14 protein-coding genes are annotated in these 18,961 nt (G+C 71.6%); 10 read left to right on the plus strand and 4 right to left on the minus strand.

Annotated features, from left to right (window positions below):
• Positions 1-777 precede the first annotated feature (777 nt).
• On the minus strand, positions 778-3,150 hold the full coding sequence (locus tag ACWDVB_RS08100; protein WP_451515843.1) for an ABC transporter permease: 2,373 nt from the start codon (positions 3,148-3,150) through the stop codon (positions 778-780).
• Entirely contained in the window at positions 3,147-3,860 is a 714-nt protein-coding gene (locus ACWDVB_RS08105; protein WP_451515844.1) for an ABC transporter ATP-binding protein, read from the minus strand. Before ACWDVB_RS08105 ends, ACWDVB_RS08100 begins: the two co-directional genes overlap by 4 nt.
• A 169-nt stretch (positions 3,861-4,029) precedes the next feature.
• Here ACWDVB_RS08105 and ACWDVB_RS08110 point away from each other — a divergent pair, with 169 nt between their 5' ends.
• From ACWDVB_RS08110 to ACWDVB_RS08150, 9 genes are all read left to right on the plus strand, one after another.
• Positions 4,030-5,394, plus strand: coding sequence for a sensor histidine kinase (locus ACWDVB_RS08110; RefSeq protein WP_451515845.1), 1,365 nt, complete (start codon positions 4,030-4,032; stop codon positions 5,392-5,394).
• The gene (locus tag ACWDVB_RS08115; RefSeq protein WP_451515846.1) at positions 5,391-6,092 is read left to right on the plus strand and encodes a response regulator; all 702 of its coding nucleotides are present in this window, start codon (positions 5,391-5,393) and stop codon (positions 6,090-6,092) included. Before ACWDVB_RS08110 ends, ACWDVB_RS08115 begins: the two co-directional genes overlap by 4 nt.
• A gap of 180 nt (positions 6,093-6,272) precedes the next feature.
• Entirely contained in the window at positions 6,273-7,775 is a 1,503-nt protein-coding gene (locus ACWDVB_RS08120; protein WP_451515847.1) for a gamma-aminobutyraldehyde dehydrogenase, read from the plus strand.
• A 69-nt stretch (positions 7,776-7,844) separates the two neighbouring features.
• Complete coding sequence (locus ACWDVB_RS08125; RefSeq protein WP_451515848.1) at positions 7,845-9,095, plus strand: ABC transporter substrate-binding protein; 1,251 nt, start codon at positions 7,845-7,847, stop codon at positions 9,093-9,095.
• 68 nt (positions 9,096-9,163) lie between these two features.
• Positions 9,164-10,324, plus strand: coding sequence for an ABC transporter ATP-binding protein (locus tag ACWDVB_RS08130; protein WP_451515849.1), 1,161 nt, complete (start codon positions 9,164-9,166; stop codon positions 10,322-10,324).
• On the plus strand, positions 10,321-11,256 hold the full coding sequence (locus ACWDVB_RS08135; RefSeq protein ID WP_451515850.1) for an ABC transporter permease: 936 nt from the start codon (positions 10,321-10,323) through the stop codon (positions 11,254-11,256). The genes ACWDVB_RS08130 and ACWDVB_RS08135 overlap by 4 nt, the downstream gene beginning before the upstream one ends.
• Positions 11,256-12,056: an ABC transporter permease gene (locus ACWDVB_RS08140; RefSeq protein ID WP_451515851.1), complete on the plus strand. Its 801-nt coding sequence runs from the start codon at positions 11,256-11,258 to the stop codon at positions 12,054-12,056. Before ACWDVB_RS08135 ends, ACWDVB_RS08140 begins: the two co-directional genes overlap by 1 nt.
• Before the next feature lie 51 nt (positions 12,057-12,107).
• On the plus strand, positions 12,108-13,526 hold the full coding sequence (locus ACWDVB_RS08145) for an NAD(P)/FAD-dependent oxidoreductase (protein WP_451515852.1): 1,419 nt from the start codon (positions 12,108-12,110) through the stop codon (positions 13,524-13,526).
• 118 nt (positions 13,527-13,644) lie between these two features.
• Positions 13,645-14,118 carry a hypothetical protein gene (locus tag ACWDVB_RS08150; RefSeq protein ID WP_451515853.1) on the plus strand — a complete coding sequence of 158 codons (474 nt, stop codon included), beginning with the start codon at positions 13,645-13,647 and terminating at the stop codon, positions 14,116-14,118.
• A 4-nt stretch (positions 14,119-14,122) separates the two neighbouring features.
• Here ACWDVB_RS08150 and ACWDVB_RS08155 read toward each other — a convergent pair whose 3' ends face one another.
• Both ACWDVB_RS08155 and gabT read right to left on the minus strand, forming a co-directional pair.
• Entirely contained in the window at positions 14,123-14,641 is a 519-nt protein-coding gene (locus ACWDVB_RS08155) for a phosphatase PAP2 family protein (RefSeq protein WP_451515854.1), read from the minus strand.
• Positions 14,642-15,074: 433 nt separating this feature from the next.
• Complete coding sequence (gene gabT / locus ACWDVB_RS08160; RefSeq protein WP_451515855.1) at positions 15,075-16,409, minus strand: 4-aminobutyrate--2-oxoglutarate transaminase; 1,335 nt, start codon at positions 16,407-16,409, stop codon at positions 15,075-15,077.
• Between the two features lie 225 nt (positions 16,410-16,634).
• Here gabT and ACWDVB_RS08165 point away from each other — a divergent pair, with 225 nt between their 5' ends.
• Positions 16,635-18,815, plus strand: coding sequence for an ATP-binding protein (locus tag ACWDVB_RS08165; protein WP_451515856.1), 2,181 nt, complete (start codon positions 16,635-16,637; stop codon positions 18,813-18,815).
• Positions 18,816-18,961: the final 146 nt, after the last annotated feature.

Here is an 18,961-nt window from a genome sequence, read left to right on the forward strand (position 1 = left end):
TCGGCGCGGGCAAATCGGGGGCCGTAGCATGACGGAACGTAGGGAAGAGGTGACCGTCATGCCCGCCGGATCTGAGGACGGCGCGCCGGAGGAGCGGGACCCGTGGGCTCCGCCGCCGGAGGACGCGGTGCCGCTGGTACCGCCGGAGAAGCAGGGGCCTTGGGCCTCGCCGGTGGCTGGGCCGTCTGCGCCTGTGCCTCCGCCAGCGCCTCCGCCAGTGCCTCCGGCCGGTCGGCCTGGGCCGCCGGGAGAGCCGGTGCCGCCGCCTCCGCTTTCGCCGGACGGGCCGGGGCGGATGCCTTATGGGTACGAGGGTTACGCGGGGCAGCCGGGGCACCCGGGATACGCGAACGGATACGCGAACCATCAGGGACATCAGGGCTATCCGAGCTACCCGAGCTACCCGAGCTACCCGGGCTATCCGGGTCACCCGGCACAGGGGATGCCTGGTTACGGCTGGCCCGCCATGCCGATGACGCCCGCGAACGGCATGGGCGTCGCCGGGCTGATCCTCGGGGTCATCGCGACGGTCGGCTTCTGCCTGTGGCCGCTGGCCGTCGTGCTCGGCATCCTCGCGGTGATCTTCGGCGCGGTGGGGCGCGCGAGGGCGCGGCGCGGCGAGGCGACGAACGGGGGACAGGCACTGGCGGGCATCATCTGCGGGACGGTCGGCATCGTGCTGGGCGTGGCCCTGCTGGTGGTCCTGATCGTGATGCCGGACGACGAGACGAACGCGGGGGCTGCGCTGCCGGAGTGCGCGACAGCGCAGCCCGACTGCTATTCGGTGCGCAACGCCGTGGCGGTTCGGGCCCTGGCGGCCCAGCCGGCGGGCAGCAGCGCACCCAGGGTGGCGATGAGCAGGCCACCGAGCGCGAGCGCGAGCAGTTCGGCCCCGTCGTAGACGGCGATGACGGCATCGGGCAGGCGCAGCCCCACGCTGTCACCCATCGCGGGCATGACCCAGCCGTGCAGAGCCACGCCGAGCGGCACGCCCAAGGCGCCCGCGCCGAGGCCGGTCACGACGACCGAGGTCAGGACCATCGCGACGGTCTGCCGGGGCGTCATGCCGAGCGCCTTGTGCACACCGATCTCCCGGACGCGCTCGCGCGTGTCGAGCAGTACGCCGTTCAGCACGCCGAGCGCGGCGACGGCGACGAGCATCAGCGTGAGGATCACGGACAGCGCGTTGAGCGTGACGACCATCTCGCTGCCGGCGTCGAGCCCGCCGACCTGAGCGGCGGCCCCCAGTGACGCCAGGTCCCTGTTCAGCGCGTCGACGTAGCCGTCCACGTCGGTGCCCGGTGTGACCGCGATGTGATGGCTCGTCTCCGTCAGGTCGGGCCGTGCGGCCGCGAGGGCCGAGGTGTCGGTGAAGACCTGCATGCCGTCGTTATGGGGGTCGAGGACCTCACCGACGATCCGGACCGTGACCGGCTCGGCCAGGCCGTTCAGGGTGACGGTGTCGCCGACGCGGGTGCCGGTGGCGGCCAGGAAGGGGGTCGGGACCACGGCCTCGCCGGGCCTGTCGATCCAGCGGCCCGACACCATGGTGTAGCCGCCCCAGGAGGCGTCACCGGTGAAGGCGATCACGTCGACGGTGCCGGTCACGCCGGACACGGTCGCCCGTACCGTCGCGGCGCTGTAGTGCTTGCCGGTTCCGGTGGCGGCCTCGACGGCCGCGGCGACCGCGGCGGGATCGGCCCCGTCCCCGGTCCGCTTATCGGAGCCGGGGCCTGCGCCGGGTCCTCGGGGTCCTCGGGGCCCGAAGTCCGGCAAGGGCGCGGGCACGACGACATCGGCGGCGTCGTGGGCCTTCGCTTTCATCACCTGGCCGAGCGAGGCGCCCATCCCCACGGTGAACGTGACGGCGATGGCACCGAACAGGATCGCCGTGCCCATGGCCAGCGCGCGGGCGGGCCGCGCGAAGGGCCGGGCCAGGCCCAGGGCGACCGGCCGCGGCAACGGCAGCCGTCCGGCCAGGCGGGCCGCCCACCGGCCGTGCCCCGCCGAAGCGGTACGCCCGACGGCGAGCGCGTCGACCGTACGCAGCCGGCCGGCCCGCCAGGCACTCGCCCACGCCGTCGCCGCCACCAGGCCGAGTACCCCGGCGATCACCGCCAGGTCGACCCAGGGGGCGACGGCCAGGGACGAGGAGCCGTAGACCTCCCCGGTCTCGGCCAGTACGGGGACGGCGAGCAGATGGCCGGCGAGGACACCGAGGGCCGTGCCGGCGGCGGCCGGGATCAGCGCCTGGCCCACGTAGGCCCGCACGACCTGGGCCGGGGTGAAACCGACGGCCTTGAGGACGCCGATGCGGCGCGTCCCCGTGCCGACGGCCGACGCGACGACGTTGCCGACGATGAGCACCGACATGACCAGGCCCAGGGCGCCGAACGCGATGAGGAACGGGACGTAGAGGGCGGTGTCGCGCTCGGCGGACGTCTTGACGGTGAGCCATGACTGTTCGCCGACGGCCGCTCCCGGCGGCAGGGACTCCGTCACGGCCTCGCGGCCCGCGGTGATGCGCGCGGCGGTGCCCGCGCCGGTGAAGCGGTAGAGCATCTGGTGGCCGCCGCCGCCGGGCGCGGTGAGCGCCGCCATCTGGGACGGAACCACCCAGGCGTCGGCGGTCCGCGTGACCGAGCGGGCCACACCGACCACCGTCAGCGTCGGACCGCCGGACAGATCGGGGAAGGCGATCTCCATGCCCATGGTCGGGAAGAGCGAGGAGTCGGCGGACAGCGCGATCTCGCCGGAGCGCGTGGGCCACCGCCCGTCGAGCAGTGTCACCTCGTCCACGTCCCGGCCGGGATCGCCCCGCCCGACCACGGTCATCGGCCACCCGGGTCTGCCGTCCACCCGCGGGGTGACCGTCGCCGTGCGGAACGGCCCGGCCGCACCGCTCACCCCTTCGGCGTCCTTGGACTTCGCCAGCTGCCCGGCAGTCACCTTGCCCGCGTCGAACTGCACGGACAGATGCGCGCCGTGCTGCTCGGCGAAGGCGTCGGCGAAGGGCGCGCCGGAGACCACGAGCAGCGATCCGCAGAGGATGGAGGCGGCCACCGCCATCATCGTGGCGAGCCCGATCACCAGCGTCTGCACCCGGCGCCGTCCCACCCCCGATCGCACCACCTTGCCCAGCGCGCTCATCGGACGGCCTCCGACGTGACGGCCTCCGCCTGCGACCGGACGTCCTCGGTGATCCGGCCGTCGGCGATCCGGACCGTACGGTTCGTGCAGGACCGGGCCAGGGCGAGGTCGTGGGTGACCACGACGATGGTCTGGCCCTCGGCGTTGAGGTCGGCGAGCAGCCTGCTGACGTCCCGTCCGGCGGCCGTGTCCAGGGCGCCGGTCGGCTCGTCGGCCAGGAGCAGCGCGGGCCGGTTCATCAACGCCCGGGCCACCGCGACGCGCTGCCGCTCGCCGCCGGACAGCCGCCCCGGGTACGCGCGGGCGTGCCGGTCGATGGCGAGGAGCTCCAGGAGTTCCGCCGTCCGGCGGTTCGCCTCGCCACGTGCCATACCCGCCAGGCGTGCGGGCAGGGCGACATTGTCGGCGACGGTCAGATCGTCGAGCAGGTTGAAGAACTGGAAGACCATGCCGACCTTGGACCGCCGGTAGAGCGCGGACCCGGCTTCGCCCAGCTGGTCCACCCGTACCCCGTCCACGGTGACGGTCCCCGTATCGGGCCGGTCCAGGCCCGCGATCAGATGGAGCAGCGTGGACTTGCCGCTGCCGGAAGGGCCGAGGATCGCGACGGCCTCGCCGGGCCGCACGGTCAGCGACACCTCGTGCAGGGCGGGCGGGCCGTCGTCGTATCGGCGGCTCACCTCGCGCAGTTCGATCACCGGCACGGTCATGAAAGCTCCTCGGGGACGGGCAGCAGGGGCAGTTGGGCTGCGTGAACGCTAGGAGCGGGCCCGGCCCGCACGCGTCGCCCGCCCGGACCCATCGCGGTACCGCGCCGGGATGAGCCCCGGAAACGTCATCCCTGCGATGTAGGCGAGTGATGTATCCGGTGCCGTCGAAATGACCACCGGGACCGATTCCGTGGGTCCGCGCGGCGGCGACAATGAACCGGTGACGGACGTACGTACGACGCTGGACCGGCTGCGGGAGACCGCCCGCCGGGCGGTCCGCGACGCCGGGCTTCCGAGCGGCCCACCGCTGCGGCCCACCCGGCGCGCCTGGCACTTCGACGCGCTGGTGGCACTGGCACTCGGGATCACCACCGTCTACTACGGCATCGACAACGCCGGCAACGTCGTGGTGCGCGAGATCGCGCCCGGCGTGGAGCACGTCGTGCCGCGCCCGGCAGGACCCGGCGGCCTGGCCCTCATGGTGACCCTCGCGGCCATCGCCTCCGGAGCCCTGGCGCTGCGCCGCCGCTACCCGCTCGCCGTGCTGTGCGTCGTGACTGCCGCGACACTGGCGACACCGCCGAGCGTCATGCGGCTGACCTTCTACGCGTTCGTCATCGCGGTCTACAGCGCCGCCGTGTACAGCCCGTACCGGGTGGCGACCCTGGCGGCGCTGCCGGTGTCGGTCGTCCTGATCGGCACGTCGGGGAACTCGGTGACACCCATCGTCCCCAACCAGTACATCGCCCTGCTGATCCTGGTCCCGATGGCCGTGGCCGCCGTCGGCCTGCGTACCTGGAAACTCCGCACCGACCAGGGCCGCACCCGGCTCTCCGCCCTGGAGCGCGAGCAGGCCGACGCGCTGCGCCGGGCGGTCGAGCAGGAGCGGGCCAGGATCGCCCGCGAACTGCACGACGTCGTCACGCACAACGTCAGCGTGATGATCATTCAGGCGGGCGCCGCCCGCAAGATCATGAAGACCTCCCCCGAGCAGGCCGGTGAGGCGCTGCTCGCCGTCGAGGCGGGCGGGCGAGCGGCCATGACCGAGCTGCGCCACGTCATGGGACTGCTCACCATGGCCGACGGGGGCGAGGGGACGGACGACGGCGCGGATCCGGCGGATACGGCGGCGGAGCTGGCCCCGCAACCCGGCCTGGACCAGCTGGAAACGCTGGTCGGACGGGTCCGGGACACCGGACTGCCCGTCGGCCTGACCGTGACCGGTCCGCCCCGCCCCCTCCCGCCCGGCCTCGAACTCGCCGCCTACCGCGTGGTCCAGGAAGCCCTGACCAACACCGTGAAGCACGCGTCGGGTGCCACCGCCGCCGTGAGCGTCGAGTACGGTCCGGAGCGGCTCCGGGTGGAAGTCACCGACACCGGGGGACACCCGGGCGCGGACGCGCCCACCGGAAACGGCCGGGGCCTGATCGGCCTGCGCGAACGCCTCGCCGTCCACGACGGAACCCTGAACACCGGCCGGCGCCTGACCGGCGGCTACCGTGTGGAGGCGCTGATCCCCTTGGAGACACCGTGACCGAGCCGCCGCCGCGTGTGCTCCTCGCCGACGACCAGACGCTGGTCCGCACCGGATTCCGGCTGATCCTCGGCGCGGACGGCATCGACGTCGTCGCCGAGGCGACCAACGGTGCCGAAGCGGTCGAAGCGGCCCGCCGCACACGGCCCGACGTGGTCCTGATGGACGTCCGGATGCCCGAGATGGACGGCCTGGAGGCCGCTCGTCGCATCCTCACCGGCGCCCGCGACACACCCCGCGTCATCATCCTGACCACCTTCGACCTCGACCGGTACGTCTACGCGGCACTCTCCGCCGGAGCCAGCGGCTTCCTCCTCAAGGACGTCACCCCCGAGCACCTGACGGCGGCCGTCCGCACGGTCCGTACCGGCGACGCTCTCCTCGCCCCCGCCATCACGCGCCGCCTCGTGCAGCGGTTCACGCAGCGCGGCGGCGACACCGCGGCCCTCCACCGTGACCTCGCCTCGCTCACCCCGCGCGAACTGGAGGTCCTCGGCCTGCTGGCCCGAGGACTGAGCAACGCCGAACTGGCCGCCCGCCTCCACCTGGCCGAGGCGACCGTCAAGACGCACGTCGCCCGCATCCTCGCCAAACTCGGACTCCGCGACCGTGTCCAGGCGGTCATCGTCGCCTATGAGACGGGCCTGGTCAGCGCCGGCGAGGTCACCTACGCACGCGAGTCCGGCACGCACCACTGACACTCCGTCCTGGCTTTTCGCGGACGACTCGACACCTGGTCGACAGATTCCGTCGCGTAACCAAAAGGCAACAACGGAATCACTTGTTGGACTACCACTGCTCTGTCAGGATCGGCACTCAAATCGATCTGGAGCTACGCCGACCCCCGCGGGACGGGGAGGGCGGCGGAGGAGAGCGTCATGCACAAATTCCAGGCGCGGGACCACTTCGCGGACGGCGCGCAGTACATCGCCGGGCGGCTGACCAAGGGCACCTCGGGCCGGACCCACGCGGTCGTGGACCCCGCCACCGCCGACGAGGTCCTCTCGTACGAACTGGCCGGAAGAGACGACGTCGACGCCGCCGTCGCCGCGGCGGCCGAGGCGTTCCCCGGCTGGGCCGGCGCCACCCCGGGCGAGCGCTCCGACGCCATGCACCGCTTCGCGGGCGTACTGGCCGACCGCGCCGAGGAGTTCGCGCAGGCGGAGTCGGTGCAGTGCGGCAAGCCGATCAAGCTGAGCCGGGAGTTCGACGTCCCCGGGACGGTCGACAACACCGCGTTCTTCGCGGGCGCGGCCCGGCATCTCCAGGGCCAGTCGGCCGGGGAGTACACCGGGGACCACACGTCGTACGTACGCCGTGAGCCCATCGGTGTCGTCGGGTCCATCGCGCCCTGGAACTACCCGCTCCAGATGGCCGCCTGGAAGGTCCTGCCGGCGATCGCGGCCGGCAACACCATCGTGCTGAAGCCCGCCGAGCTGACCCCCTTCACCTCGCTCCTCTTCGCGCAGGCCGCCACCGAGGCCGGAATCCCGGACGGCGTCGTCAACATCGTCACGGGCGCCGGGCGCGACGCCGGTGAGCATCTCGTCGGGCACCCCGACGTCGCGATGACGTCCTTCACCGGGTCCACCGGGGTCGGCAAGCGCGTCGCCGAGATCGCCACCGCCACCGTCAAGCGGCTGCACCTGGAGCTCGGCGGCAAGGCCCCCTTCGTCGTGTTCGACGACGCCGACCTCGACGCCGCCGTGCACGGCGCGGTCGCCGGCTCGCTCATCAACTCGGGGCAGGACTGCACGGCCGCCACGCGCGCGTACGTCCAGCGTCCGCTGTACGACGCCTTCGTGGAGGGCGTCGCCGACCTCATGGAGAGCGTGCGGCTCGGCGACCCCTTCGACCCGAGCACCGACATGGGGCCGCTCATCTCGCACGTGCACCGCGACCGCGTCGCCGGTTTCGTCGACCGGGCACGCTCCTACGCGCGCGTGGTGACCGGCGGCGAGGCGCTCACGCACCCGGGCGCCTTCTACAAGCCCACCCTCATCGCGGACGCCGCGCAGGACAGCGAGATCGTGCAGTCCGAGATCTTCGGGCCCGTCCTCGTCGTACTGCCCTTCGACAGCGACGACGAGGGCATCCGCCTCGCCAACGACACCCCCTACGGGCTCGCCGCCTCCGCCTGGAGCCGCGACGTGTACCGGGCGGGCCGCGCGACCCGCGAGATCAAGGCCGGGTGCGTGTGGGTCAACGACCACATCCCGATCCTCAGCGAGATGCCGCACGGCGGCTACAAGGCGTCCGGCTACGGCAAGGACATGTCCGCGTACTCATTCGAGGAGTACACGCAGGTCAAGCACGTCATGTTCGACAACACCGCGGTGGTCCGCAAGGACTGGCACCGCACGATCTTCGGGGACCGATAGCCCACAGGCCCACCGGCCACAGGCCGCATGACCAGCGGCCGCCTTCCTCCCGAAAGGGCAACCACGCGCATGGAGCAGTACGAGCCAGACCCCCTCTCCCCGGCCCAACTGGCCGCCATGCACCGCGGCATGAGGAACGGCAGGGCATCCCTGACCCGCCGTTCCCTGCTGCGCGCCTCCACGAGCGGCGCGCTCGCCGTCGGCGGCCTCGGCGCCCTGAGCGCCTGCGGTATCCCCGCGGCCGGCAAGGGCCAGGGCGACGTCTCGTCCGAGGACCACTCGGCCGAGGAGAAGCGGATCACCTTCTCCAACTGGACCGAGTACATGGACGTCGACGAGAAGGACGAGAACAGGCGGCCCACCCTGGAGGCGTTCACGAAGCGCACCGGGATCACGGTCAAGTACACCGAGGACATCAACGACAACGTCGAGTTCTTCGGGAAGATCAAGCCGCAGCTCGCCGCGGGCCAGGAGACCGGCCGCGACCTCATCTGCGTCACTGACTGGCTCGCGGCCCGGCTCATCCGTTTCGGGTGGGTCCAGAAACTGGACCCGGCCAACCTGCCGCACGCGTACACCAACCTGTCGTCCCAGTTCCGCGACCCCGACTGGGACCCGGGCCGGGCCTACTCGTACCCCTGGACCGGCATCTCCACGGTCATCGCCTACAACAAGAAGGCGACGGGCGGGAAGAAGATCACCTCGGTGTCGGAGCTGCTGGAGGACCCGAAGCTGAAGGGGCGCGTCGGGTTCCTCTCCGAGATGCGCGACACCGTCGGCATGACGCTCATCGACATGGACAAGGACCCCGGGGACTTCACCGACGACGACTTCGACGCGGCCATCGCCCGCCTCCAGAAGGCCGTCGACAGGAAGCAGATCCGCCGCTTCACCGGCAACGACTACACCTCGGACCTCGCCAAGGGCGACATCGCGGCCTGCCTCGGCTGGGCCGGTGACATCGTGCAGCTCCAGGCCGACAACCCGGACATCGACTTCCACATCCCGGACCAGGGCTACATCACGTCCACGGACAACCTGCTCGTCCCCAACAAATCGCGGCACAAGTCCAACGCCGAGCGGCTCATCGACTACTACTACGAGCCGGAGCCGGCGGCCCGCCTCGCCGCGTACATCAACTACGTGTGTCCGGTGGACGGGGTGCGGGGCGCTCTCGCGAAGATCGACGCCGACGCCGCGTCGAATCCCTTGATCCTTCCCGACAAGGAGATGAAGGCGAAGTCCCGGGCGTTCCGCTCGCTGACTCCGAAGGAAGAGACCGCGTACGAGGAGAAGTTCGCGAAGCTCACGGGCGTGTAGCGGCCGCGCCGCTCCCTGTGCCCCTTTCAGAGGCGCCCTTGTCCCCCCTCGATTCCCCTGGACCCACCATGACGACTGTTCAAGAACACGGCGGCGACGTCCGTCTCACCGGGATCAGCAAGACGTACGGCTCCTTCACCGCCGTGCACCCGCTCGACCTCACCGTGCCGCAGGGCTCCTTCTTCGCGCTGCTCGGCGCGTCCGGCTGCGGCAAGACCACCACGCTCCGCATGATCGCCGGCCTGGAGGAGCCGAGCTCCGGCACGGTCCACCTCGGCGACCAGGACGTCACGGCCCTGCCGCCGTACAAGCGGCCCGTGAACACCGTCTTCCAGTCGTACGCGCTCTTCCCGCACCTGGACATCTTCGAGAACGTCGCCTTCGGCCTGCGCCGACGCGGCATCAAGTCGGTGAAGAGCCAGGTCGGCGAGATGCTCGACCTCGTGCAGCTCGGCGAGCAGGCCCGCAAGAAGCCGCACCAGCTCTCCGGCGGCCAGCAGCAGCGCGTCGCCGTCGCCCGCGCGCTCATCAACCACCCCAAGGTGCTCCTCCTCGACGAGCCGCTCGGCGCCCTCGACCTGAAGCTGCGCCGCCAGATGCAGCTGGAGCTCAAGCGCATCCAGACCGAGGTCGGCATCACCTTCGTGCACGTCACGCACGACCAGGAGGAGGCCATGACGATGGCCGACACCGTCGCCGTGATGAACGGCGGCCGCGTCGAACAGCTCGGCGCCCCCGCCGACCTCTACGAGAACCCGCGGACCACGTTCGTCGCCAACTTCCTCGGCACCTCCAACTTCATCGAGGCCGAGGTCGCCGCGGCGACCGGCGACGACCTGGTCCTCAAGGCGGGCGACTGCAAGCTGACGCTGCCCACCGCCCGATGTACCGGCCCCACCGCCACCGGCGGCAAGGTCCTGGTCGGCGTACGGCCCGAGAAGATCTCCCTCACGCACGCCGACGACGCGGGGCGGATACCGGAGGGCCGCAACCGCATCACCGGACGCATCGCCGACAGCAGCTTCATCGGCGTGTCGACGCAGTACGTCGTCCACAGCCCGGTCTGCCCCTCCTTCGAGGTGTACGCGCAGAACATCGAGCGCGACAGCCGCCTCACCCCGGGCGCCGAGGTCGTCCTGCACTGGAACCCCGCGCACACCTTCGGCCTCGATGCCGCACAGGACATCGAGGCGGGCGTCGAGAAGGTCGAGGAGGACGCCTCCGCATGACGACCGTCACCGACGCGCCGCCCCCCGAGGCGCCCGCCCCGGAGGAGACGCCCCCGCGCAAGATCCGCAGGCGCGGCCGCCTCGTCCCCTACTGGCTGCTGCTCCCCGGCATCCTCTGGCTGATCGTCTTCTTCGCGCTGCCGCTGGTCTACCAGGCGTCGACCTCCGTACAGACCGGCTCGCTCGAAGAGGGCTTCAAGGTCACCTGGCACTTCGCCACCTACTGGGACGCGCTGACCGACTACTGGCCGCAGTTCCTGCGCTCGGTGCTCTACGCCGGTGCCGCCACGGTCCTGTGTCTGCTCCTCGGCTATCCGCTCGCGTACCTCATCGCGTTCCGCGCGGGCCGCTGGCGCAACGTCATCCTCGTCCTGGTCATCGCCCCGTTCTTCACCAGCTTCCTCATCCGTACGCTGGCCTGGAAGACGATCCTCGCGGACGGCGGCCCCGTCGTGGGCGCCCTCAACTCCCTGCACGTCCTGGACGTCACCAGCTGGCTCGGCGTCACGGCGGGCGACCGGGTCCTCGCCACACCACTGGCGGTGATCTGCGGACTCACGTACAACTTCCTGCCGTTCATGATCCTGCCGCTCTACACCTCGCTGGAGCGCATCGACGGGCGGCTGCACGAGGCCGCCGGCGACCTCTACGCCAGACCGTCCACGACCTTCCGGAAGGTGACGTTCCCGCTCTCCATGCCGGGCGTCGTCTCCGGCACGCTGCTGACCTTCATCCCGGCGGCGGGCGACTACGTGAACGCGGATCTGCTCGGCTCGACCGACACCCGCATGGTCGGCAACGTCATCCAGACGCAGTTCCTGCGCATCCTGGACTATCCGACGGCGGCCGCCCTCTCCTTCATCCTCATGGCCGCCATCCTCTTCATGGTGACCTTCTACATCCGCAAGTCGGGGACGGAGGATCTCGTCTGATGGCCCTTGTACGCTGGCTGCGGCGCAATCTCGTCGTCATCGCGGGCCTGTGCACGCTCGCCTATCTGCTCCTGCCGAACGTCGTCGTCACGGTGTTCTCCTTCAACAAGCCGAAGGGGCGCTTCAATTACTCCTGGCAGGAATTCTCGCTCGACGCGTGGCAGAACCCCTGCGGCGTCGCCGACATGTGCGGATCGCTCTCCCTGAGCCTGCAGATCGCCACCTGGGCGACGATCGGCGCGACCGTGCTCGGCACGATGATCGCCTTCGCCCTCGTGCGCTACCGCTTCCGGGCGCGCGGCGCGATCAACTCGCTGATCTTCCTGCCGATGGCGATGCCCGAGGTCGTCATGGCCGCCTCGCTGCTCACGCTCTTCCTCAACATGGGCGCGCAGCTGGGCTTCTGGACGGTCCTCATCGCCCACATCATGTTCTGCCTCAGCTTCGTGGTGACCGCCGTCAAGGCGCGCGTCATGTCGATGGACCCCCGCCTGGAACAGGCCGCGCAGGACCTCTACGCCGGTCCCGTGCAGACCTTCCTGAGGGTCACGCTGCCGATCGCGGCGCCGGGGATCGCGGCGGGCGCGCTGCTCGCCTTCGCGCTCTCCTTCGACGATTTCATCATCACGAATTTCAACGCGGGCTCGACTGTGACGTTCCCCATGTTCGTCTGGGGATCGGCGCAGCGGGGCACGCCCGTTCAGATCAATGTGATCGGTACGGCGATGTTCCTCGTCGCGGTGCTGCTCGTACTGGCCGGAATGCTCATCGGCAAACGCCGCAACAAGCAAGCAAAATAGCGTTTCTACTGTCTCTGAAGACGCTTCGACTTCTCTGAAGGAGTGGAAATCATGGCCCCAAGCGCCATGACCCGCTGGACCAAGTCTCTCTCCGACGCCCAGCCGGTCTCGTACTGGCTGGACGACCCCGGCAGGCCCGCCCCCGAGCCCGCCCTCACCGGTGACGACCGCTGCGACCTCCTCGTCGTCGGCGGCGGCTACAGCGGGCTGTGGACCGCGCTCATCGCCAAGGAGCGCGACCCGCACCGCGAGGTGGTCCTCGTCGAGGGCCGGGAGGCGGGCTGGGCCGCCTCCGGCCGCAACGGCGGCTTCTGCGCCGCCTCCCTCACGCACGGCATCTTCAACGGCCTGTCCCGCTGGCCGGGCGAGATCGAGAAGCTGGAGGAGCTGGGCGCCCGCAACCTCGACGAGATCGAGGCGGCCGTCAAGCGGTACTCCATCGACTGCGACTTCGAGCGCACCGGCGAGATCGACGTCGCCACCGAGCCGCACCAGGTGGCCGAACTCCACGAGATGTACGAGGAGATGGCCGCCCACGGCCTGGCCGGGAGCACCGAACTCCTCGACGCGGACGCCGTACGCGAGCAGGTCGACTCGCCCACCTTCCTCGGCGGCCTCTGGGACCGCGACGGCGTCGCCATGCTGCACCCGGCGAAGCTGGCGTGGGGCCTGAAGCGGGCCTGCCTGGCGAAGGGCGTACGCGTGTACGAACACACGCCCGCCCTCGAACTGGCCTCGGCCGGGGCGGGGATGGCGATCCGCACGCCGTACGGCCGGGTCTTCGCCCGCCAGGTGGCGCTCGCCACGAACATCTTCCCCTCGCTGGTCAAGCGCATCCGCTCGTACACCGTCCCGGTCTACGACTACGCGCTGATGACGGAGCCCCTGACCGACGACCAGCTGGCCGCGATCGGCTGGCGGAACCGGCAGGGGCTCGGCGACAGCGCCAACCAGTTCCACTACTTCCGGCTCTCCGCCGACAACCGCGTCCTGTGGGGCGGCTACGACGCGATCTATCCGTTCGGCGGGAAGGTGCGCGCCGAGTACGACGACCGACCCGAGACGTACGCCAAGCTCGCCGGGCACTTCTTCACCTGCTTCCCGCAGCTGGAGGGGGTCCGCTTCACGCACGCGTGGGGCGGCGCGATCGACACGTGCTCACGGTTCTCGGCGTTCTTCGGCACGGCGTACAAGGGCCGCGTCGCGTATGCGGCGGGCTACACCGGTCTCGGTGTCGGGGCCACGCGGTTCGGCGCCGACGTCATGCTGGACCTGCTCTCCGGCGAGCGTACGGAACGTACGAGCCTGGAGATGGTCCGTACGAAGCCGCTGCCGTTCCCGCCGGAGCCGTTCGCCTGGACGGGTGTCGCGCTGACCAAGTGGTCGCTCGCGCGCTCCGACGCCAACGGCGGCAAGCGGAACCTCTGGCTCAAGACGATGGACAAGCTGGGCCTGGGCTTCGACAGCTGAACCGGAATCATTCGACAGCCGATCGGGGGCAAGTCGCACGAACCCGCGTAATGCCCCGCCTCCGAGCCCCTCTCACCTGTGACACGCACACGCGGCACACAGGAGAGGGAGGTCCGGCATGACTGGCTCAGGAGCGAGGTCGGCGGTCGAATGGCTCGCGTCGGTGGCGCCGGACCCGGACACCTGCCGCTGGGAGTGGGAGCGCGACCCGCGCGGCGTCGCGCTCCTGCCGGCGGGCCGGCGCTGGGACGTCCTGATCCTCCCCGGCGACCTCGGCCGCTCCACGCTCGACGTGCTGACCGACTGCGTCGACCGCCCCGGGCCGGTGCTCGCCGACTTCGGGGACTGCCGTACGGGGTTCTTCGTGCCGCCGGGCACGGCCGCCCGCTGGCTCGGCTCGGGCGTACGCGGCGTCGGCCGCGGCGCCTGGATCGTCGTGCCCTACCCGGGCCGGACCACGGGCGCCGTCCGCTGGCTGGTCCCCCCGGACGGCTCGGGCACCCTGACGGACCCCGTACTGCTCGAACTGGCGATGCACGAGGCGGCGGCAGGCCTCGCGCGCGAGGCCGGGGCCGGGGCCGCGGAGCTGTGAGCCGCTACTCCTCGGCCGGCTCCCTGCCGCCGCACCGCCCGACCACGCCCACCATCACCCGAAGCAGCATCCCGCACAGCAGCCAGGAGGCGACGACGTCCAGTGGCCAGTGGTACCCCTGCCGTACGAGGCCCAAGCCGACGGCGACGTTCAACAGCGCACACCCGATGAGCAGTGCACGCCGACCGCAAACACCCCGCAGCAGCGGAAGCAGAAGCAACGCGGCCGCTCCGTACGCGACGGCGGCCGTCGCCGCGTGCCCCGAGGGGTAGAAGCCGTCGTGACCGCCCATGCCCGGCGGTCCTGCCCGGTCGACGGCCGCCTTGAACGGGACGACGAGGGCGGGCACCAGGGCCATGGCGACGGCGGCGGCCACCGGGACCGGCCACCAGCGGAACGCACCGGCGCGACGCCCGCGCCAGGCCACGTACGCGAGGACGACGGCAAGGACCGGCCCGGCGACCGTGAGGTTGCCGAGATCGGCGAAGAACTCGGCGACGCGACCCGGCAGGCGGCTGCCCACGAGGGCCCGCCCCGCACGCTCGTCGGCCCGCCGCAGCGGCCCGTCGGCGACGACCTGCCAGGTGAGGAGCGCGAGAAGCAGCGCGCACAGGGGGAGGAGAAGGGGCGGCCGCCTCGGAACAGGGGGGGTGGTTCCGAGGCGGCCGAAAGGATCGGGTCGCCGCGCGCCCCGGGGGGTTTGGGGCGGGCGGCCATCCGATCGGTGAGGAGTTCCGGAGCCGGAAGCTCCGGGTGTGTGCGCGAGGGCACGGCCGGGGCGGGGCTGGGGAGGCTCCGCCCTGGTGTCGCCCACAGTCCCCTGTGGGCGGGGTGTTTCTCTCATCTGCAGAAACCGTACGGCAGGTGGTGGTGGCCAGAACAGGTACATCGGCAACCCGTCATGGGGCTCGCACACCTTCTTCACATGGCCTGACGGTCACCCCCCGGGCAGCCCCTCAGACGCCGGCGAAGGCGCCCTCGATGATGTCCAGGCCCTCGTTCAGCAGGTCGTCGCCGATGACCAGCGGCGGCAGGAAGCGCAGGACGTTGCCGTACGTGCCGCAGGTCAGGACCAGCAGGCCCTCCGCGTGGCACGCCTTGGCCAGCGCGGCGGTCGCCGCCGGGTTCGGCTCCTTGGTCGTACGGTCCTTGACCAGCTCGATGGCGATCATCGCGCCACGGCCGCGGATGTCGCCGATGATGTCGAACTTCTCGGCCATCGCGGTCAGGCGGGCCTTCATCGTCGACTCGATCGCCTTCGCCTTGGCGTTGAGGTCGAGCTCCTTCATCGTCTCGATGGCGCCGAGCGCACCGGCGCAGGCCACCGGGTTGCCGCCGTAGGTGCCGCCGAGGCCGCCCGCGTGCGGGGCGTCCATGATCTCGGCGCGGCCGGTGACGGCGGCGAGCGGCAGGCCGCCCGCGATGCCCTTGGCGGTGGTGATCAGGTCGGGGACGATGCCCTCGTCCTCGCAGGCGAACCACTGGCCGGTGCGGCAGAAGCCGGACTGGATCTCGTCCGCCACGAAGACGATGCCGTTGTCGTTCGCGAACTTCACGATCTCGGGCAGGAAGCCCTTCGCGGGCTCGATGAAGCCGCCCTCGCCGAGCACCGGCTCGATGATGATCGCGGCGACGTTCTCCGCGCCGACCTGCTTGCTGATCTGGTCGATGGCCTGCTTGGCGGCCTCGGGCCCGGCGTTCTCGGCGCCGGTCGGCCAGCGGTAGCCGTAGGCGACCGGGACGCGGTAGACCTCGGGGGCGAACGGGCCGAAGCCGTGCTTGTACGGCATGTTCTTGGCGGTCAGCGCCATCGTGAGGTTCGTACGGCCGTGGTAGCCGTGGTCGAAGACGACGACGGCCTGGCGCTTGGTGTACGCACGGGCGATCTTGACGGCGTTCTCGACGGCCTCGGCGCCGGAGTTGAACAGCGCCGACTTCTTCTCGTGGTCGCCCGGCGTCAGCTCGGCGAGGGCCTCGGCGACGGCCACGTACCCCTCGTACGGCGTGACCATGAAACACGTGTGCGTGAAGTCCTGGAGCTGCGCGGAGGCCCGGCGCACCACGGCCTCGGCGGAGGCGCCGACGGACGTCACGGCGATGCCGGAGCCGAAGTCGATCAGACGGTTGCCGTCGACGTCCTCGATGATGCCGCCGCCCGCGCGGGCGGTGAAGACGGGCAGCACGGAGCCCACGCCACCGGCGACCACGGCGGTACGTCGGGCCTGCAGCTCCTGCGACTTCGGACCGGGGATGGCGGTGACGAGGCGGCGCTCCTGCGGAAGTGCGCTCATGGGGGGCTCCTGGGGATGACTCGGGGGGCAATGCGGATGCTTCGCTGTTTTCTTCGCAGGTTAGGGGCGGGGCAAGGGTGCGGGCATGCTCCATCGGGGAGTCGTTCGGTGTGGCGGTTGTCCGTGATGGACATAGCCCCGGGCGCGTATGCCGGTGAACTGGCGGGGTCAGGGCACTAGATTGACCCGCGAAACAACAGATCGGCTGGTCAGGGGGCAAGGGGCATGGACTCCGACGGCACGCACGACGCTCGTGGCACGCACGCCACACCGGTGCCGCGTCCGGCGGCGCCTCCACCCGGCTCCCTCGCGCCGCAGACAGGGGCACCGCAAGCACCGGCAGGAGCACCGCAAGCACCCGCCGGGCTCCCGCCGAGGCCCGCGCAGGCCCCGGGCGCGCCGCCGCTGCCCGACGGCGCCGCCTTCCTCACCTGGCTGCGCACGCCCAGGCCCGCCGCGGCCCCCGGCATCTGGCGGTTCGGGCACAAGCCGCGGCCCGCGCAGGAGCCCGAGGTCGTGCCGACGCGGCAGCTGCTGACCGGGGCGCTGATCGCGTTCCTCGTGGGATGGCTGCTCTGGTCGCTGCTGTGGAACGGCTATCTCGGCGGGTGGTGGGTGCTGCCTCTGGAGCTGTTGCTGCCCGACTCCTGGATCTACACGGGCGACAGGGTCGGCAACGCCGTCGTCTGGTACATCTACTACACCCTCATCGCGCTCGCCCTCATGATCGCGGTCGGCAGACTCGGCCGCTGGGCCGAGGTCTGGCGGCGCTTCGTCGCCCCCCGCCTTCGCCGCCCCGAAGCGCCCCCGACGCCGCCCGCCCCCGAGGAGGACCCCGCCCACTGGCCCCAGCTGAGGGCCGCGGGCGCGGAGGCCGCAGCCGAGCGGCTGGCCGCCGACGCACGCGCCGGGCTGATGCGGGACGTGGACCACGCCCGGATCTCGCGGGCCTGGCGATCCGTGCGGGCAGGCCGCAGCCCGCTGGCCGTCTTCAGTGACGCGGTCGTCCGCGACGGGGCCCGCGCCTGCCCGCACCCCTCCGGGGACCGGGACCTGCCGGCGCGGGCCGCGCGCCACGACCTCGCCACGGCGCAGGTGCGCCTCGGGATGACGGCCGACGACCCGCGTAACCCGTACGCCTATCGGGGCACCGGGCTCGCGCTCGGACCCGACCTGATCGGCACCTCGCTGCTCGCCGTCGGGCCCGCCGGGTCGGGGAAGACCGGCCGCGTGGTGTGGCCGCTCGCCGAGTCGCTGTGCCTGGGCGCGCTCGCCGGGCGGGCCGCCGTGGTCGTCGTCGGGGCCGCGGGCGCGGGGCTCGGGCCCGCCGAGGACTACGACGTGGTGGTGCGGGTCGGCCACCCCGACTCCGAGTACGACCTCGACCTGTACGGCGGCACCAACGACCCCGACGAGGCCGCCGCCGTACTCGCCGAGGCCCTCGTCGGCGACCTCGTCGACCCGCACCCCAGCGGCGACAGCCGCCGCTCCACGACCTGCCTGGCCCAGCTCCTCGGCCCCTACTTCGCCGTCCACCGGCGCTTCCCGTCCGTGCCGGAGCTGCGCGCCCTGCTCGACGGTTCGGCCGGGCCGCTCGGCCTGCTGCGCCAGGCGCTGCGGGAGTCCGGGCAGGAGGCCATGCTGCGCGAACTCGACGCGCGCGAGCGGCAGGTGGGCCACCCCGGTGACCCGGGCGCGGTCCTCGCCGACCGCATCGCCCTGCTCGACCGCCCGGTCTTCGCGGCGTTCTTCGACACGTCGGGGCAGAGCACCCCGTTCTCGCTGCGGGCGCTCGACCACCCCGTACGGGTACGGGTCGACCTCCCCGAACGCGGCCACGCCGACGCCTCGCGCATCCTCGCCCGCCTCGTGCTCGCCCAGTTCACGGCGAGCGCCACCGTGCGCGAGGACCGCTCGCTCTTCGCCTGCCTCCTCCTGGACGACGCCTCCGGCACGGTCACCCCGGAGTCCGTACGCCGCGTCCAGCGCCTGCGGTCGGCCAACGCGGGCGTCGTCATGACCTTGCGTACGCTCGACGACGTACCCCGGCCGCTGCGCACCCCGCTGCTCGGCGCGATCGGCTGCCGCATGGCGCTCTCCGGTGTCACCCCGTGGGACGGGCAGGACTTCGCGGAGGTCTGGGGCAAGGAGTGGACCGAGGCGCGCGATGTCACCGACCGGCAGATCATCGCCGAGACCCCGCTCGGCAAAACGGTGCACATGCTGCGCCGTGTCATCACCGGCAACGCCCCGACCGCCCGCGCCGTCACCGTCCGCCAGGTCGAGCGCGAGCGCTGGTCGGCGTCGGAGCTGGCGCACGGCGTGCCGCCGGGGCACGCCGTGCTCTCCCTGACGGACGTACAAGGGGAGTACGCGCCGCCGCTCCTGGTCGATCTGCGAGGCTGACGCGTCCACAAGGGGCGGCGCCCGGCGCGCGCCCGGCGTCGTACATCCGGGGCAATCGGTCTTCTCCTCACCGTACGGTGAGGCAGAATCGACATAGGCCGTTCATACGGACCGGCCAAAAGATCCACATCCCGGCGCCCGGCCAC

This window comes from Streptomyces sp. NPDC003379 (genome assembly GCF_053589195.1).

Coding starts and splice junctions, on each gene's coding strand:
- ACWDVB_RS08100 (WP_451515843.1), bottom strand. CDS start 3,150: ATGAGCGCGCTGGGCAAGGTGGTGCGATCGGGGGTGGGACGGCGCCGG.
- ACWDVB_RS08105 (WP_451515844.1), bottom strand. CDS start 3,860: ATGACCGTGCCGGTGATCGAACTGCGCGAGGTGAGCCGCCGATACGAC.
- ACWDVB_RS08110 (WP_451515845.1), top strand. CDS start 4,030: ATGACCACCGGGACCGATTCCGTGGGTCCGCGCGGCGGCGACAATGAA.
- ACWDVB_RS08120 (WP_451515847.1), top strand. CDS start 6,273: ATGCACAAATTCCAGGCGCGGGACCACTTCGCGGACGGCGCGCAGTAC.
- ACWDVB_RS08125 (WP_451515848.1), top strand. CDS start 7,845: ATGGAGCAGTACGAGCCAGACCCCCTCTCCCCGGCCCAACTGGCCGCC.
- ACWDVB_RS08130 (WP_451515849.1), top strand. CDS start 9,164: ATGACGACTGTTCAAGAACACGGCGGCGACGTCCGTCTCACCGGGATC.
- ACWDVB_RS08135 (WP_451515850.1), top strand. CDS start 10,321: ATGACGACCGTCACCGACGCGCCGCCCCCCGAGGCGCCCGCCCCGGAG.
- ACWDVB_RS08140 (WP_451515851.1), top strand. CDS start 11,256: ATGGCCCTTGTACGCTGGCTGCGGCGCAATCTCGTCGTCATCGCGGGC.
- ACWDVB_RS08145 (WP_451515852.1), top strand. CDS start 12,108: ATGGCCCCAAGCGCCATGACCCGCTGGACCAAGTCTCTCTCCGACGCC.
- ACWDVB_RS08150 (WP_451515853.1), top strand. CDS start 13,645: ATGACTGGCTCAGGAGCGAGGTCGGCGGTCGAATGGCTCGCGTCGGTG.
- gabT (WP_451515855.1), bottom strand. CDS start 16,409: ATGAGCGCACTTCCGCAGGAGCGCCGCCTCGTCACCGCCATCCCCGGT.
- ACWDVB_RS08165 (WP_451515856.1), top strand. CDS start 16,635: ATGGACTCCGACGGCACGCACGACGCTCGTGGCACGCACGCCACACCG.